Source organism: Pseudomonas sp. R1-1 (assembly GCF_051132135.1).
Taxonomy (GTDB): domain Bacteria; phylum Pseudomonadota; class Gammaproteobacteria; order Pseudomonadales; family Pseudomonadaceae; genus Aquipseudomonas.
The window spans coordinates 2,407,547-2,422,290 of record NZ_CP071663.1 but is presented as its reverse complement, the minus strand read 5'-3'; the positions used below and the strand labels follow the sequence as shown (position 1 = coordinate 2,422,290).

At 61.1% G+C, this 14,744-nt stretch carries 14 protein-coding genes; 7 read left to right on the top strand and 7 right to left on the bottom strand.

From position 1 onward, the window contains the following. The first annotated feature begins 9 nt into the window (after positions 1-9). Positions 10-321 carry a protealysin inhibitor emfourin gene (locus J3P75_RS11025; protein WP_434710400.1) on the top strand — a complete coding sequence of 104 codons (312 nt, stop codon included), beginning with the start codon at positions 10-12 and terminating at the stop codon, positions 319-321. A 21-nt stretch (positions 322-342) separates the two neighbouring features. On the opposite strand, the gene J3P75_RS11020 is transcribed toward J3P75_RS11025, so the two are convergent. After that, the gene (locus J3P75_RS11020; RefSeq protein ID WP_394508256.1) at positions 343-651 is read right to left on the bottom strand and encodes an RcnB family protein; all 309 of its coding nucleotides are present in this window, start codon (positions 649-651) and stop codon (positions 343-345) included. Positions 652-1,562: 911 nt separating this feature from the next. Here J3P75_RS11020 and J3P75_RS11015 point away from each other — a divergent pair. Together J3P75_RS11015 and J3P75_RS11010 are read left to right on the top strand one after the other, a co-directional pair. Further along, positions 1,563-2,855 (top strand): MFS transporter, encoded by a 1,293-nt coding sequence (locus tag J3P75_RS11015; protein ID WP_434710398.1) that lies wholly within the window; start codon positions 1,563-1,565, stop codon positions 2,853-2,855. A 12-nt stretch (positions 2,856-2,867) separates the two neighbouring features. Continuing rightward, positions 2,868-3,638: a substrate-binding domain-containing protein gene (locus J3P75_RS11010; RefSeq protein WP_434710396.1), complete on the top strand. Its 771-nt coding sequence runs from the start codon at positions 2,868-2,870 to the stop codon at positions 3,636-3,638. On the opposite strand, the gene J3P75_RS11005 is transcribed toward J3P75_RS11010, so the two are convergent. Continuing rightward, entirely contained in the window at positions 3,628-4,542 is a 915-nt protein-coding gene (locus J3P75_RS11005; RefSeq protein WP_434710394.1) for a LysR family transcriptional regulator, read from the bottom strand. The genes J3P75_RS11010 and J3P75_RS11005 overlap by 11 nt on opposite strands. A gap of 247 nt (positions 4,543-4,789) precedes the next feature. Between J3P75_RS11005 and J3P75_RS11000 the strand changes: the two genes are divergently transcribed. After that, the gene (locus tag J3P75_RS11000; protein WP_434710392.1) at positions 4,790-6,598 is read left to right on the top strand and encodes a monovalent cation:proton antiporter-2 (CPA2) family protein; all 1,809 of its coding nucleotides are present in this window, start codon (positions 4,790-4,792) and stop codon (positions 6,596-6,598) included. 25 nt (positions 6,599-6,623) lie between these two features. Next, positions 6,624-7,493 (top strand): hypothetical protein, encoded by an 870-nt coding sequence (locus J3P75_RS10995; RefSeq protein ID WP_434710390.1) that lies wholly within the window; start codon positions 6,624-6,626, stop codon positions 7,491-7,493. Here the strand turns inward: J3P75_RS10995 and hcnC are convergent. From hcnC to J3P75_RS10975, 4 genes are all read right to left on the bottom strand, one after another. Next, positions 7,383-8,642, bottom strand: a complete 1,260-nt coding sequence (gene hcnC, locus J3P75_RS10990; protein WP_434710388.1) for a cyanide-forming glycine dehydrogenase subunit HcnC — start codon at positions 8,640-8,642, stop codon at positions 7,383-7,385. The two genes, J3P75_RS10995 and hcnC, sit on opposite strands and share 111 nt — an antisense overlap. After that, positions 8,635-10,044 (bottom strand): cyanide-forming glycine dehydrogenase subunit HcnB, encoded by a 1,410-nt coding sequence (gene hcnB, locus J3P75_RS10985; protein ID WP_434710386.1) that lies wholly within the window; start codon positions 10,042-10,044, stop codon positions 8,635-8,637. The genes hcnC and hcnB overlap by 8 nt, the downstream gene beginning before the upstream one ends. Beyond that, positions 10,041-10,355, bottom strand: a complete 315-nt coding sequence (gene hcnA / locus J3P75_RS10980; protein WP_090284264.1) for a cyanide-forming glycine dehydrogenase subunit HcnA — start codon at positions 10,353-10,355, stop codon at positions 10,041-10,043. The genes hcnB and hcnA overlap by 4 nt, the downstream gene beginning before the upstream one ends. 487 nt (positions 10,356-10,842) lie before the next feature. Then, positions 10,843-11,772 (bottom strand): hypothetical protein, encoded by a 930-nt coding sequence (locus J3P75_RS10975; protein WP_434710384.1) that lies wholly within the window; start codon positions 11,770-11,772, stop codon positions 10,843-10,845. A gap of 297 nt (positions 11,773-12,069) precedes the next feature. Between J3P75_RS10975 and J3P75_RS10970 the strand changes: the two genes are divergently transcribed. Then, positions 12,070-12,753: a response regulator transcription factor gene (locus J3P75_RS10970; protein WP_203418544.1), complete on the top strand. Its 684-nt coding sequence runs from the start codon at positions 12,070-12,072 to the stop codon at positions 12,751-12,753. Next, positions 12,731-14,125: a sensor histidine kinase gene (locus tag J3P75_RS10965; protein ID WP_434710382.1), complete on the top strand. Its 1,395-nt coding sequence runs from the start codon at positions 12,731-12,733 to the stop codon at positions 14,123-14,125. Before J3P75_RS10970 ends, J3P75_RS10965 begins: the two co-directional genes overlap by 23 nt. 140 nt (positions 14,126-14,265) lie before the next feature. On the opposite strand, the gene J3P75_RS10960 is transcribed toward J3P75_RS10965, so the two are convergent. Continuing rightward, positions 14,266-14,676 carry an SRPBCC family protein gene (locus J3P75_RS10960; protein ID WP_434710381.1) on the bottom strand — a complete coding sequence of 137 codons (411 nt, stop codon included), beginning with the start codon at positions 14,674-14,676 and terminating at the stop codon, positions 14,266-14,268. Positions 14,677-14,744: the final 68 nt, after the last annotated feature.

Here is a 14,744-nt window from a genome sequence, read left to right as displayed (position 1 = left end):
GGAGGCTGTATGAAAACGCTACCCGATTTAGGTGAAGATTCCGTTTTGCGTGTCTCTCGCCAGGGTGGCGTCGCCGCGATTCACAGCCTGAGCCGCCCGCGCGAAATCGAATTCGCGCAATGCGACATCAGCCAACGCTCACGCATCTGCTCGGTCCTCGAAGGCTGCCTGCCTTTGGACAGCAGCGACTCCGGACGCGGGGACCAGCGCTTCTATCAGATTGAAGTGCGTTACAAGTCAGGGGAAATGTTGCTAAAAGTGCCCGAGGACCGGGCACCGGGGGAACTGGTGCATCTGTGGGACAAGGGAGAGCTTGTGTAACCGCTCTCCCGCCATCCGGGTTTAACGCTCGACCGGCTGCATCTCGACAATCGTGCCGTTGGTAATCATCACCATCACGTATTTATCGTTGATCTGCACCCACTGCGCCTGTTCGATCGGCGCTTTCAGACCTTTGGCCTTCCAGTTCTGCAGCGCCTTGTCCTTGCGCTGATACATCTCCGGCGCCCGGTCGTTGACCTTCAACTGACGATCGCTGGTCGGCGATTGAACGGAAGGATCGCTTGAGGTTTGCGCCGCTTGAACAAGGGGGGTGATCCCGGCAACGCCGGCAACCAGAGCCAGACTGGCGATAAGGGTCTTGCTGTTCATCGGTGAACCTCCTGAATTGGGTAGTACCTGAACTCCGACTGCGTGGGGTGGGAATCATTCCTTTTTTTGCCTGGGGGGCGCTACAGGGGGAAGCGTAGATCTGCCAGATGTTTAGTTGGCTGCAAGGTCGTCATCGCTTGCAGGCAAGCTCCCACATCTTGGATTGCATTTCTCCAGTCGCAGCGCAGTCAACCTGTGGGAGCCAGCCTGCTGGCGATGGCGGTGGTTCAGGCAAATGATTAACGCAGTGCGAAAATCAAAAGCCCCTCACCCTAGCCCTCTCCCAGAGGGAGAGGGGACTGATCGTGGTGGATGTGAGAGATGCGCCAACTTGAAATACCGAGTCGAATGCAGGTTTCGAAACCAACCAAAATCGGCTCCCTCTCCAGGGGGAGAGGGCTGGGGTGAGGGGCAGCCACAGCGCAAATCCCAAGCCAACCACCCGCTTCTAACCAATCAACAATGAGCGTTAGCTCGCGTGCTTTTGATCTTGCTTTTGACTCACCGGCGACGTCGGAAGGCTGAGTGGAGGGATTGATCCGGGCGTGGGAGCGCAGCGACCGTACGACGAAGTCGTACACAGCGGAAGTAGGTGCAGCGCAGCAAACCGTAGCCGCTGCGCCCGGATCGATCCCGCAGCGAAGGGACCCGAGCCTGCGAGGGCCGAACGTAGGAGCAAGCGTTTTGGGTTACCTTTTCGGCGTTTGAAAAAGGTGACCCGCTGTAAGAGCGGAACCCTAAACAGCCGTTACCGCAGCAACGGATATGTACTCGATTGATCCACTATGAACATCAATCCATGCCAACAATGCAATTAACAGATTGTTACATCTGCGCCACCATCCACCTCAATAAAAACCGTGCGCCGCCCTCCCGTAGCGCACGTCATAAAAGCGGTGGAGTCCTTTACTATGACAGCCTCAATCCCACACGGCGGCTCGCGCGCCGGTGCCATTTTCCGAGTCACCTCGGGCAACTTCCTCGAACAGTTCGACTTCTTCCTGTTCGGCTTCTACGCCACACAAATCGCCGCGGTGTTCTTCCCGGCAAGCAGTGAATTCGCCTCCCTGATGATGACCTTCGCCGTGTTCGGCGCAGGCTTCCTCATGCGCCCGCTCGGCGCCATCGTGCTCGGTGCCTACATCGATGACGTCGGCCGCCGCAAAGGCCTGATCGTCACCCTGTCGATCATGGCCAGCGGCACGATATTGATCGTGCTGGTGCCCGGCTACGAAACCATCGGCCTGTTCGCCCCAGCCTTGGTATTGATCGGGCGGCTGCTGCAAGGCTTCTCGGCTGGTGCGGAACTGGGCGGTGTGTCGGTTTACCTGTCGGAAATCGCCACGCCCGGTCGCAAGGGTTTCTTCACTGCATGGCAATCGGCAAGTCAGCAAGTCGCGATCATCGTCGCTGCCGCGCTCGGCTATGGCCTGAACCAGTGGATGGCGCCGCAGGCGATCGCCGACTGGGGCTGGCGCATTCCGTTTTTCGTTGGCTGCATGATCGTCCCGTTCATCTTTTTTCTACGCCGCAACCTGGCGGAAACCGAAGAATTTGCTGCGCGCAAACACCGGCCGAGCATGGGCGAAGTGTTCCGCACCCTCGGCCAGAACTGGGGCGTGGTGCTGGGCGGCATGTTGATGGTCGCGCTGACCACCACGGCGTTTTACCTGATCACCGTGTACGCGCCGACTTTCGGTAAAACCGTGCTGCACCTGAGCACTTCCGACGCGCTGCTGGTGACGCTGCTGGTCGGCGTTTCGAACTTCTTCTGGCTGCCGATTGGCGGCGCGCTGTCCGATCGCATCGGCCGTCGCCCGGTGCTGATCGCCATGGCGTTGCTGGCACTGGCCACGACCTATCCGGCGCTGTCGTTCCTGGTGCAGTCGCCGAGCTTCAGCCACATGTTGCTGTCACTGTTGTGGCTGTCGTTCATCTACGGCCTGTACAACGGCGCGATGATTCCGGCCCTCACCGAGATCATGCCAGTGGAAGTACGCGTCGCCGGTTTCTCGTTGGCCTACAGCCTGGCCACTGCGATTTTCGGCGGGTTCACCCCGGCGATGTCGACCTTCCTGATCCAGTACACCGGCGACAAAGCCGCGCCGGGTTACTGGATGAGCATCGGTGCGCTGTGTGCGTTGTGCACCACCCTTTATCTGTACCGCCGTGCCGGTGGTCGTCTGCAACCTGTCGCGGCCTGAGGAAAACTCGCCATGAAAAAAATCTTTACTGTCACCGCCCTGCTCGCCGGCCTGGCATTCAACCTGAGCGCCCACGCCGCAGAACTGAGCGTGATGACGTCCGGTGGCTTCACCGCCGCGTACAAAATCCTTGGGCCGAAATTCGCTGCCGCCAGCGGCAACACGCTGACCACCAGCCTCGGCCCGTCGATGGGCAAGGCGCCGGAGGCGATCCCCAATCGTCTGGCGCGTGGCGAGCATGCCGACGTGGTGATCATGGTCGGCTACGCCCTTGACGAGTTGATCAAACAAGGCAAGGTCGACCCGGCTTCGCGGGTCGAACTGGCGGATTCGCGGATCGGCATGGTGGTGCGCGAAGGCGCGGCGAAACCGGACATCAGTAGCGTCGACGGCTTGAAGAAAACCCTGCTTGATGCCAAGTCGGTGGCGTACTCCGACAGCGCCAGCGGCGTGTACATCGAGCAGCAGCTGTTCAAGAAACTTGGCATCGAAGATCAGTTGAAGCCCAAAGCCAAAATGATCGCCAAAATCCCGGTGGGCTCGGTCGTCGCCAGCGGTGACTATCAATTGGGCTTCCAGCAGGTCAGCGAATTGCTGCCGGTGCCAGGCGTGAGCTTCGTCGCGAAGATTCCGGAATCGGTGCAGTCGGTGACCCGTTTCGCTGCCGGCATTCCGGTCAAGGCCGAGCATCCAGAAGAAGCCAAAGCCCTGCTCGCCTACCTCGCCGCGCCTGCCGCCCAGGCTGACGTGCAGGCCACCGGGATGGATTCGGTCAAGCGCTGATCGTTGGCGGCTGGACTTTCATTTCCACCACCAGCCGCTCCAGTTCCAGCGCCGCCGGGGTCAGCGTACGACCCCGGCGCTTGAGGATGCCGACGCTGCGCATCACTTGCGGATCGGTCAGCGGCACCCGTGTCAGGATCGGATGATCCGGCCCCGGCAGCGCCATCATCGGCACCGCCGCCACACCCAACCCCGCCTCGACCAGGCCGATCATCGTCGTCACGTGCCGCGTCTCGCAGATGCTCTGACGCTGCGGCATCACCCCGCCCAACGCCTGATCCAGCAGAAAACGATTGCCGGAGGTCTTGTCCAGACCGATGTAGTCCTGCTGATAGAACTCGTCCCACGTCACGCTGCTGTGCTGCGCCAACGGATGATCGCGGCGGCAGGCAACAACGTAGCACTCCTGCACAAGCGGTTCGAAGTCGACTTTGGCATCCTGCGTGCCTAGAAAACTCAAACCGAAATCCGCCTCGCCATTGACCACTGCACTCAACACATCGTGAGCGCTGGAGTCGAGCACCTTGACCTTGATCCGTGGGAACTGCTGGTGATAACGCGCGATGACCCGCGGCATGAAATAGTACGCCGCCGACGGCACGCAAGCGACGGTGACATGGCCGAGCCGCGTCGAGGCGACTTCGCTGATGCCCAGCAATGCCACGTCAAGATCATCGAGCAAGCGTTCGACACTGGGCATGAAACCGCGTCCGGCCTGGGTCAGGCTGACCTTGCGCGTGGTGCGCTCGAAGAGTTTGACCCCAAGCGCGTCTTCGAGCTTTTCGATGCGTCGGCTCAACGCCGGCTGCGACAGGCGCACAGTGTCGGCGGCCTTGCGAAAACTGCCCTGCTCGACCACCGCGCGAAAGGCTTGCAGGTCGTTGAGGTCGAAGTTGATGGCCATGGCGGTTCCGGAAATTGATGCGCAGGGGTTATAAATGTAACCATTTGATGCAAAACATTACAGCCACAACACAAATCACCTGTCGGAGTGAGCCTGCTCGCGATAGCGGTGAATCAGTCAAAGGATGTGTGGCTGACCCACCGCTATCGCCAGCAGGCTGGCTCCCACAGGGTTCCGCGGTGGCAATCGAATTGATTCAGACCTTATCCTTGTCGCCCCCCGCCGTACCGTTGTCAGGAGTTGACCCATGCCCCATGAAGGCAATCTGTTGCAAGCCGCTGTCGTGTTTCTGTTCGCGGCGGTGCTCACCGTGCCTTTGGCCAAGCGCCTGCAACTGGGCGCGGTGCTCGGTTATCTGTTCGCCGGGGTGATCATCGGGCCGTCGGTGCTCGGTCTGATCGGCAACCCGCAGAGCGTGGCGCATATTTCCGAACTGGGCGTGGTGTTGTTGCTGTTCATCATTGGTCTGGAGCTGTCGCCGCGACGCTTGTGGGTGATGCGCAAATCGGTGTTTGGCGTCGGGCTGGCGCAGGTGTTGCTGACGGCGTCGGTGATAGGCGTGCTGGCGTTGTCGGTGTTCGGGCAGCCGCTCAATAGCGCAATTGTGCTCGGCCTCGGACTGGCACTCTCCTCTACCGCGTTCGGCCTGCAGAGTCTGGCCGAGCGCAAGGAATTGACCAGCCCCCACGGACGCCTGGCGTTTGCGATTCTGTTGTTCCAGGACATCGCCGCGATCCCGTTGATCGCGCTGGTGCCGATGCTCGCCGGTGGCGCCGAAAACACCAGCCATGCCGGAAGCCTCAACCATGCGTTGCAGGTGCTTGGTGGCATCGCGGTGGTGGTGGGCGGTGGGCGGTATCTGTTGCGACCGGTGTTCCGCGTGGTAGCTAAAACCGGTCTGCCGGAAGTGTCGACGGCCACGGCGTTGCTGGTGGTGATCGGCACCGCGTGGCTGATGGACCGGGTCGGTGTGTCGATGGCGCTGGGAGCATTTCTTGCCGGTCTGCTGCTGGCGGATTCGGAGTATCGGCATGAGCTGGAAGCGCAGATCGAACCGTTCAAAGGCCTGCTGCTCGGGTTGTTTTTCATCAGCGTCGGCATGGGTGCCAACCTGAGTTTGCTGCTCAGCGCACCGATTACTGTGCTGGGGCTGACGCTGCTGTTGATCGGTCTGAAATTACCGCTGCTGTTTGTGGTTGGACGGCTGGCGGGGGGCTTGAACAAGATCAGTGCAATTCGCCTCGGCATCGTTCTGGCGGCCGGTGGTGAATTCGCTTTCGTGGTGTTCAAGATCGGTCGCGATCAGGGCCTGTTCGAACCGCGCCTGTATGACTTGTTGGTGCTGACGATCACCCTGTCGATGGCGGTGACGCCGTTGTTGCTGTTGCTTTGCGCACGGCTGGTCAGCCCGAAAGTGCAGCCGGTGGAAGTGCCGGAGAAATTTCGCGAAATCGACACCGAAGCACCGCGCGTGGTGATTGCCGGCATGGGCCGAATGGGCCAGATCGTTGCGCGGATTCTGCGCGCGCAAAATATCAATTTCGTCGCGCTGGATACGTCAGTGGAAACCATCGAACTGTCGCGCAGCTTCGGCGGCGTGCCGGTGTTTTATGGCGACCCGATGCGCCCGGAAATCCTCCATGCGGCGAAGGTCGGCGAAGCGGAATATTTCGTCATCGCCACCGACGACCCCGACACCAACATCAAAACCGCCGAGGTGGTGCGCAAGCTCTATCCGCACATGAAAATCATCGCCCGCGCACGTAACCGTCAGCACGTGCACCGCTTGATCGATGTCGGCGCCGAGGCGATTCGGGAAACCTATTATTCGAGTCTGGAAATGAGCCGGCGCACCCTCGTCGGGCTCGGTCTGACCCAGGAACAGGCCGATGCACGGATCAAGCGGTTCAAGCACCACGACGAACAGGTGCTGGAGGCGCAGCACGCGGTCTACGACGACGAGGCCAAAGTCCTGCAAACCGCCCAGGAAGCCCGGGCGGAACTGGCCAAACTGTTCGAGTCGGATCAGCTCGAAGAGCAAGCGCGCAACACCTGATCCTGCCTTGCACTGATCCAGAAATGTGGGAGCCAGCCTGCTGGCGATGGCGTTGTTTCAGACAACACATCTGAAACAGACAGACCGCTATCGCCAGCAGGCTCGCTCCCACACTGATTCCGGGTTTGCCGGAAATCTCCCTGCACCCCAAGAACCTGTGGGAGCCAGCCTGCTGGCGATGGCGTTGTTTCAAACAACACATCTGAAACAGACAAACCGCTATCGCCAGCAGGCTGGCTCCCACACTGATTCCGGGTTTGCCGGAAATCTCCCTGCACCCCGAGAACCTGTGGGAGCCAGCCTGCTGGCGATGACGGTGTTTCAGACAACACATCTGAAACAGACAAACCGCTATCGCGAGCAGGCTCGCTCCCACACTGATTCCGGGTTTGCCGGAAATCTCCCTGCCCCCCAAGAACCTGTGGGAGCCAGCCTGCTGGCGATGGCGTTGTTTCAGACAACACATCTGAAACAGACAAACCGCTATCGCGAGCAGGCTCGCTCCCACACTGATTCCGGGTTTGCCGGAAATCTCCCTGCACCCCAAGAACCTGTGGGAGCCAGCCTGCTGGCGATGGCGTTGTTTCAGACAACACATCTGAAACAGACAAACCGCTATCGCGAGCAGGCTGGCTCCCACACTGATTCCGGGTTTGCCGGAAATCTCCCTGCACCCCGAGAACCTGTGGGAGCCAGCCTGCTGGCGATGGCGTTGTTTCAGACAACACATCTGAAACAGACAGACCGCTATCGCGAGCAGGCTCGCTCCTACAGGGAATCGGTGTCAGGCCAGTTCCAGCGCCGGCGCTTTTTCGACCGCTGTCAGTGCAAACCGATCCGCCAGAAACGGGGCGATATCCAGCGGCAGCGGCTCGTCATTGACCAGTTTGTCTAGCAGTACGCCGGTGATCGCCGAAGTCAGGATGCCGGTGCGAAAGTGTCCGCAGGCATTCAGGTAACCCTCCACGCCGCGCATCGGCCCGAGGATCGGCAGTTCGTCCGGCGAGCCCGGTCGCAGCCCGGCCCAGGTGCGCTTGAGGTTGACGTCGGCCAGTTCCGGCAGGCAGCGCACCGCGCCCTGCACCAGCCCGGCGATTTCCGGGTAGGTGGTGGTAACGTCGAAGCCCTTGTCTTCGGTGGTGCTGCCGATGAGGATTTCGCCGTTGTCCTTTTGCGCCACGTAGCAGTCGCTGGTGGTCAGGCAACCGTTGAGGATCTTCGGCATGCGTTCGGTCAGCAGTATTTGGCCTTTGACCGGTTTCACCGGAATGCGAATCCCGGTGGCCCACTCGCTCAGATCCGCCGCCCAGGCGCCCGCGGCGTTGATCAGCGTCTTGCAGTGAAACACACCCTCCTCGCTCGTTTGCACCCCGGTCACCCGCGTGCCGTGATGCAACACACCGGTGACATTGGTGTTGACGAAGATGTCCACGCCGTTCTGCCGCGCGCCCTCCATATAGGCATCGGCGAGGCGGAACGGGCTGACCTGATGATCGCAAAGAAACTCCAGCGCCCCGCGCGCCTCATGGCTGACGCTCGGTTCGGCGGTGCGTAATGCAGCCTGATCGAGCCAGCGCACCTGATCGGCCAGATGCGGAATGCAACCGACGATGTGCTCGGCGTAGAGCCGGTCCTCGTCGTCATAAATGACGAATTTCAGCCCGGTCCTTTCGAACTTGAAATCCATCCCGTGATTATCTTTCAGCTCGCGGTGCAACGCCGGGTACAGCGCGTTGGACTGCAAGGCAAAATCGAAGAACGATTCCGGCAGGATGTGCGGCGTGCTCGCATCCACCGCCACCGCCGCGCCCTGGGTTTCGCGCTTGCGATTGGCCGACATCATGCGAAAGAAAATCACCCCGCAACCGAGGCCGACCGACTCGCCGATCGCCCACAATCCGCCGGCCGACGCACGGGTGGCGTTACCGGGGCGCTTGGCGTCGATCAGCGCAATCTTCAGGTTTCTGCGTTTGGACAATTGATAGGCGCAGGACGCCCCGATCACGCCGCCACCGGCAATGACCACGTCGTAGAACTTACTCATGGGCAGCGGCCTCCGTGCCGACAGACTGAAATGCGGAAAAAGGAATCGGATCAATCGGGAAGCGCGGACGCAGCCAGCCGACATCCTTGCGACCGGTGGCCTGGCGCAGACGATCGCTGCAGTAGCCGACGCACATACGCCCCTGGCAATCGCCCATGCTCACACGGGTGCGCATTTTCAGGCTGGCGATGTCTTGCACGCCCTGCTCGAGCGCCCGATCGATGTCGGCACGGGTGGCGTTCTCGCAACGGCAGATGACCGTGTCGGCGGCAGGCAACGTGGTCTGGCCGACGCCGCGCGCGGTGTAGCGATCGACCGCCGCCCGAAAGCGCACGATGGCCTTGAGTTTGCTCAAGTAGCGGTCGCGGCGCACCCGCGCCAGTTCTTCTTCGAGCACGCCGCGTTGCAGCAGGATCGACGTCGCCGCAATCCTGCCAGCGAGCATCGCCGCTTCACCGCCACGAATGCCGCCCATGTCGCCGGCCAGATGCACATGCGGTTCGTTGCTTTGCTGCCAGATATTGGCGTTGGCACGCAGGTAACCGTCGTCACTGAAACCGTGATCAAGGCCCATCTGCTGGCTTAATTGCGTGCGCGGGATAAAGCCGTAACCGACCGCCAGGGTCTGCGCTTCGAAGCGCTCGACGCGGCTCAGGCCCGGTTCCCAGGTCGCCGAATACGGCGCAACGCTGACGCTTTTCAGTTCGCCCTCGCCATGCGCCTCGACCACGCCCCAGCCGTATTGCATGGGGATGCCGTGCAGTTTCAGGTACGCGAGCATGCTCAAGCCATCGAGGAACAGCTGCGGCTTGTTCAGCAGCGCCAGACTTTCCCGGGCGATCTTGCCGAATGCGCAGGCCTCATACACGCCCGCGACGCGCACGCCAGACGCATGCAGTTGCGTCGCCACCAGCGGCAACAGCGGCCCGGTGCCGGCAATGATGACCGGCCCCTGCGGCTTGACCACGCCACTTTTGATCTGCAACTGCAGGCCGCCCAGCATGATCACTCCCGGCAACGTCCAGCCGGGAAACGGCACGCTGCGCTCGTGACAACCGGCCGATAACAGCAACTGTGGGTATTCGATCTCGTGCAGTTGCTCGTCGCCATCGAGCACTACTAACGCGCGAGTGCCTTCGGCGCCGACCACGCGATGGTTGAGACGCACGTCGATCAGTCCGGCCTGTTCCTGAAACTCGCCGTGCAGCTTGCCCAGCGCCTCAGCGTAACGTGGGCCCAGATAGTCCAGTTGCACGCCGTCACGCAGCGGCCCGCGATACACCACGCCGCCGAGGCGCGACGCTTCTTCGAGCAAGGTGCAGCGCACGCCGTGACGGGCCAGTTCGATGGCGGCGGCCATCCCGGCAGGGCCACCGCCGACAATCACCGGTTGCAGGCTCATACGACCTCCTGCGCAGTGATGCGATTGACCTGGGTTTGAATCTGCATGCCGTCGCGCACCACGGTCTGGCAGGCGCGGCGTTTATGCCGACCGTTGATCCGCACCAGGCAGCATTGGCACACGCCCATGCCGCAATACGCGCCGCTGATCTGGTTGTGATCGTTGCGGGCGATCTGGCGCAGGCCGAGGGATTGAATAACGCTGAGGACGGTTTCGCCGATGGCAGCGGTGACAGGCTGGCCGTTGATATGCACAGTCATGTCCGCCTGCACCAAAGGCTGGATATCGAAGGATCTTTCTAGGCAGTTCATTGCAGTGTTCGTCCGTGAAAAATTCAGAAGAGTGTTGCGCCAGCTCCTTGCTGCACTACACCGTGCCGTCCCGTTTTTAATACGTTCAGGGGGACGTGCGGTACTCCGACAGCGCAACAAAGTGCGCGCGAAAACAATGTAGTCGATCCCGCGGCAAAGGCCTGGATCATTTACGTTAGGCAATATCGCGATACGAAATATTGATCCAGAGCAGGCAAGCACAAATCCCTGTGGGAGCGAGCCTGCTCGCGAATCCCCGCCGCACCTTAGTCATCGAATTCAGACAAAACACCTTCGCGAGCAGGCTCGCTCCCACCCTGTTTTTGGCTGCGCCAGACAGCAAAAAGCCGCTTTCACCCGAAGATGAAAGCGGCCGAGGCATCCTGCCTCAGAGGGATCAGTGCACGAACAGGGCGATCAGAATAATGATCGGAATAGGCACGCCGAGAAAAAACAGCAGTAATGAGCGCATGGTTTTGCTCCTTGTTTAACGGACTGGAGTGGTCGTGGTGTAGGTGTCGACTTCGACGTATTCCACTGCGTCGCGACGACGACCGCCGAACGTGGCGGCGAGACTGGCGAAGAACGCACCGGCCAGCAGCGCGACGAACATCCACAGCGAGGTGTAGGCAGCGACTTTGGCGGCGGTGTCGGCGGCTTGCTGAGCTTTCAGCTTGGCGTCGGCGATGGCTTTCTGCGTGCTGGCGTAGATCTCGTCGACACGACGTTCGGCATCGGCCTGGCTCAGATTGGTCCGCTGGGCGACCAATTGTGCGAGGTAGGTGCGGTCTTCCGGGCTGAGCTGACCGTTGGCCAGGCTCTGGGTGAAGATGCGGGTCACGGTGCCGCGTGCGGCGTCATCGCTGACGGCGGCAGGACGATCATCGCGGAACAGGCTATCGACGAAATAGCCGTACTGATCGCTGTCAGTGTTGGCAGCAGCCGAACCGGCGGCCTGACTCATCGCACCGGCAGCACCGCCGACGACATTGGCACCCGCCTGCACACCGCCGCTGACGACGCTGCTGACCGAACCGACCACCAGCATCGCGGTGACCAGCGTAGCTACACACCAGGCGAGAAAACCGTGCGCGGTGTCGCGGAAATACACCTCGTCACCGTGCATGTTCGCCCACTTCACTCGCAGGCGACCGGCGATGTAGCCGCCCATCCCGGAAGCGATGATCTGCGTCACCGCCAGCCAGACAATCGTCGAAATACCCAGGCCCTTGGCGCTGACGCCCTCTCCGGCCCACGGTGAAACAGCGGAAAAACCCAGACCGAAGCCGAGCAACACCAGGATCATCGACAACGCCGCAGCCGCCGCAGCGCCCGCAAAGATCGCGCCCCAGGACACACCTGATACGCTGCTTGATTCTTCAACGGCAGAATAAAATCCATCAGAAGATCTGTTCATTGTTGTTCTGCTCCAGGCATGAAAAATGATGTTACAAGTACTCAACGGAGCAATTGCAGCGACCGTGCCAGTCGTCATAACAAAATAAACTCAGTATTTTCAATCAGTTAGAAAAGATGAACTTCCTCGGACCATGCAAAATGCAACAAGCGCCGGATAACGGCGGGTTTTCTGCACTGGCTGACGGGCCGGAATCGGCGTTTGTGACAGGCGCAACATGAAAGTTAATTTAAAGCGTCACGGAAATTTCTTGGCAAAATGCTGCCATTCCGTTTGAACCGATCAGCAGGCCTGCCTATGACTCGTATCTTGACCATCGAAGACGACGCCGTGACCGCTCGGGAAATCGTCGCCGAACTCAGCAGCCACGGGCTCGACGTCGACTGGGTCGACAATGGTCGCGAAGGCCTCGACCGCGCCGTGAGCGGCAATTACGACCTGATCACCCTCGACCGCATGTTGCCCGAGCTGGATGGCCTGGCCATCGTCACCACACTGCGCACCATGGGCGTCGCGACGCCGATTCTGATGATCAGCGCCCTCTCCGACGTCGACGAGCGGGTGCGGGGTTTGCGCGCCGGCGGTGACGATTACCTGACCAAGCCGTTTGCCACCGACGAGATGGCCGCGCGGGTCGAAGTGCTGTTGCGCCGTCAGACCAGCGTTGCCACGCAAGCGACGACGCTGCAGGTCGCCGACCTCGAACTGGATCTGATCAGCCACGAAGCGCGCCGTGCCGACCAGGTGCTGACGCTGCTGCCGACCGAGTACAAACTGCTCGAATTCCTCATGCGCAACAGTGGCCAGATCCTCTCGCGGATGATGATTTTCGAAGAGGTCTGGGGCTATCACTTCGACCCCGGCACCAACCTGATCGATGTGCACATCGGCCGCTTGCGCAAGAAAATCGACGCCGCCGGCAACGTTCCGCTGATCCGCACGGTACGGGGCTCCGGCTATGTCATTGCCGAACCCGTCTGACGGCTGGCGCTCCTCCAGCAGCCGCCTGCTGGCGCTGTACAGCTCGCTGTTCGTGGCCTGGAGCGCGATCCTCATGGGGGTCATGTATTACGAGGTGTCGGGCTACCTCGACAACCTCGCCAAGCATTCGCTGATGCAACGCCAGCACCTGTTTTCGCATTTTCGCGGTGAGCAACTGGAAGACGCCCTCGCCGCCAGCATGACCTTCGATATTCGCGGCATCGACGCCTACGGCTTGTTCAGCGCCGACGGCGTTTACCTCGGCGGTGCGCTGCAACAGATTCCCGAAGGCCTGCCGCTGGACGGCAAGATCCACATGCTCGCCGACTGCGCCGATTCCGACGACCCAACCCTGCCGAGTGACAGCTGCGATGCCGTCGCCACGCAAACCCGCGATGGCCGCTGGCTGGTGCTGCTGCGCGACAACGGCTCGTTGTTCGCAGTGACGCGGATCATTTTGCATGCGTTGTTCTGGGGCGTGTCGCTGACCATTCTGCCAGGTGTCGCCGGATGGCATTTGCTGCGCCGCCGACCGTTGCGACGGATTCGCGCGATTCAGGACAGCGCCCAGGCGATCGTCGCCGGTGATCTGACCCATCGTTTGCCGCTGTCCAATCGCCGCGATGAGCTGGACATGCTCGCGGCCATCGTCAATGCGATGCTGGAGCGCATCGAGCGGCTGATGAATGAAGTCAAAGGCGTCTGCGACAACATCGCCCACGACTTGCGCACGCCATTGACCCGCCTGCGCGCGCAACTGTATCGCATGCAGCAACAGGCCGGCGAAGGCTCTCAGGAAGCGGCGCAACTGGATTTGGTGCTGGCAGAAGCGGATACGCTGATGGCGCGGTTTCGCGGCTTGCTGCGAATTTCCGAACTTGAGGACCGTCAGCGTCGCTCGGGTTTCGTGCAGCTCGACCCGGTGCAATTGCTCGAAGAACTGCATGAGTTTTACTTGCCGCTGGCTGAAGAAGGCGAGCTGCGTTTCGAGCTGAACATGCCGGAATCCCTGCCGCCGCTCAATGGCGACCGGGCGTTGCTGTTCGAGGCATTGGCGAATCTGTTGAGCAACTCGATCAAGTTCACCCCGCCCGGCGGCACGGTGCTGCTGCGTGGGGTGAATTCCGGTGGGCAGACGCAGATCGAAGTGCACGACTCCGGCCCGGGAATTCCCGAGGCCGAGCGCGAGGCGGTGTTCCAACGGTTTTATCGCGCCGAGGGCGGGCAACCGAAGAGCGGTTTTGGCCTTGGTTTATCGATCGTCGCAGCGATTGTCAGCCTGCATGGCTTCAGCCTGCACGTGAGCAGCAGCGACCTGGGCGGGGCGAAACTGCTGCTCGATTGCAGGCAGAGTCTGATCGGCAATTCCTGATCAGCGTTTTGCTGATCGTTCCCACGCTCTGCGTGGGAATGCAGCCCGGGACGCTCCGCGTCCCTATTCGAGAGGCGGAACGCGGAGCGTCCCTTGAGGCATTCCCACGCAGAGCATGGGAACGATCGGTCCGTGGTGACCTAGGCCGGGTAATTGGCCCGCAATGCGTCCAGCCCGCCCTGGTAGATGCCGTTGAACAGCGCCACCACTTCCTCATCGCTCACGCCGTTTGCATTGAAGCGTCCCGACCAGGTCACCCGCGCGCCCTGCCCCTGGGCCTCGACCTTGAGGGTGGCCAGATAATCAGTCGCCGGAAACGGTGCCTGTTCGATCGAATAGCTGTACGTCATGGCGGCGTTGTCGAAGGTTTGCAGGCGCTCGATCACCACGCCGCCGTCAGCGGTTTTCAGGCTGCGCACCCGTCCGCCGTCGGTCAGGGTGCTTTCGGTAATGAGCGGCAGCCAGTCGGGCAGCGTGTTGAAGCCGCCGATCAATTGCCAGACCTGATCGGCCGAGGCCGGGATGTCGATGGTTGCAGAAGCGGTTGCCATGGAAGTGGTCTCTCTCGTCAGTTCAAATATCGTAGCCCCTCACCCTCCGGCGGGCGGCGTTCCGATGA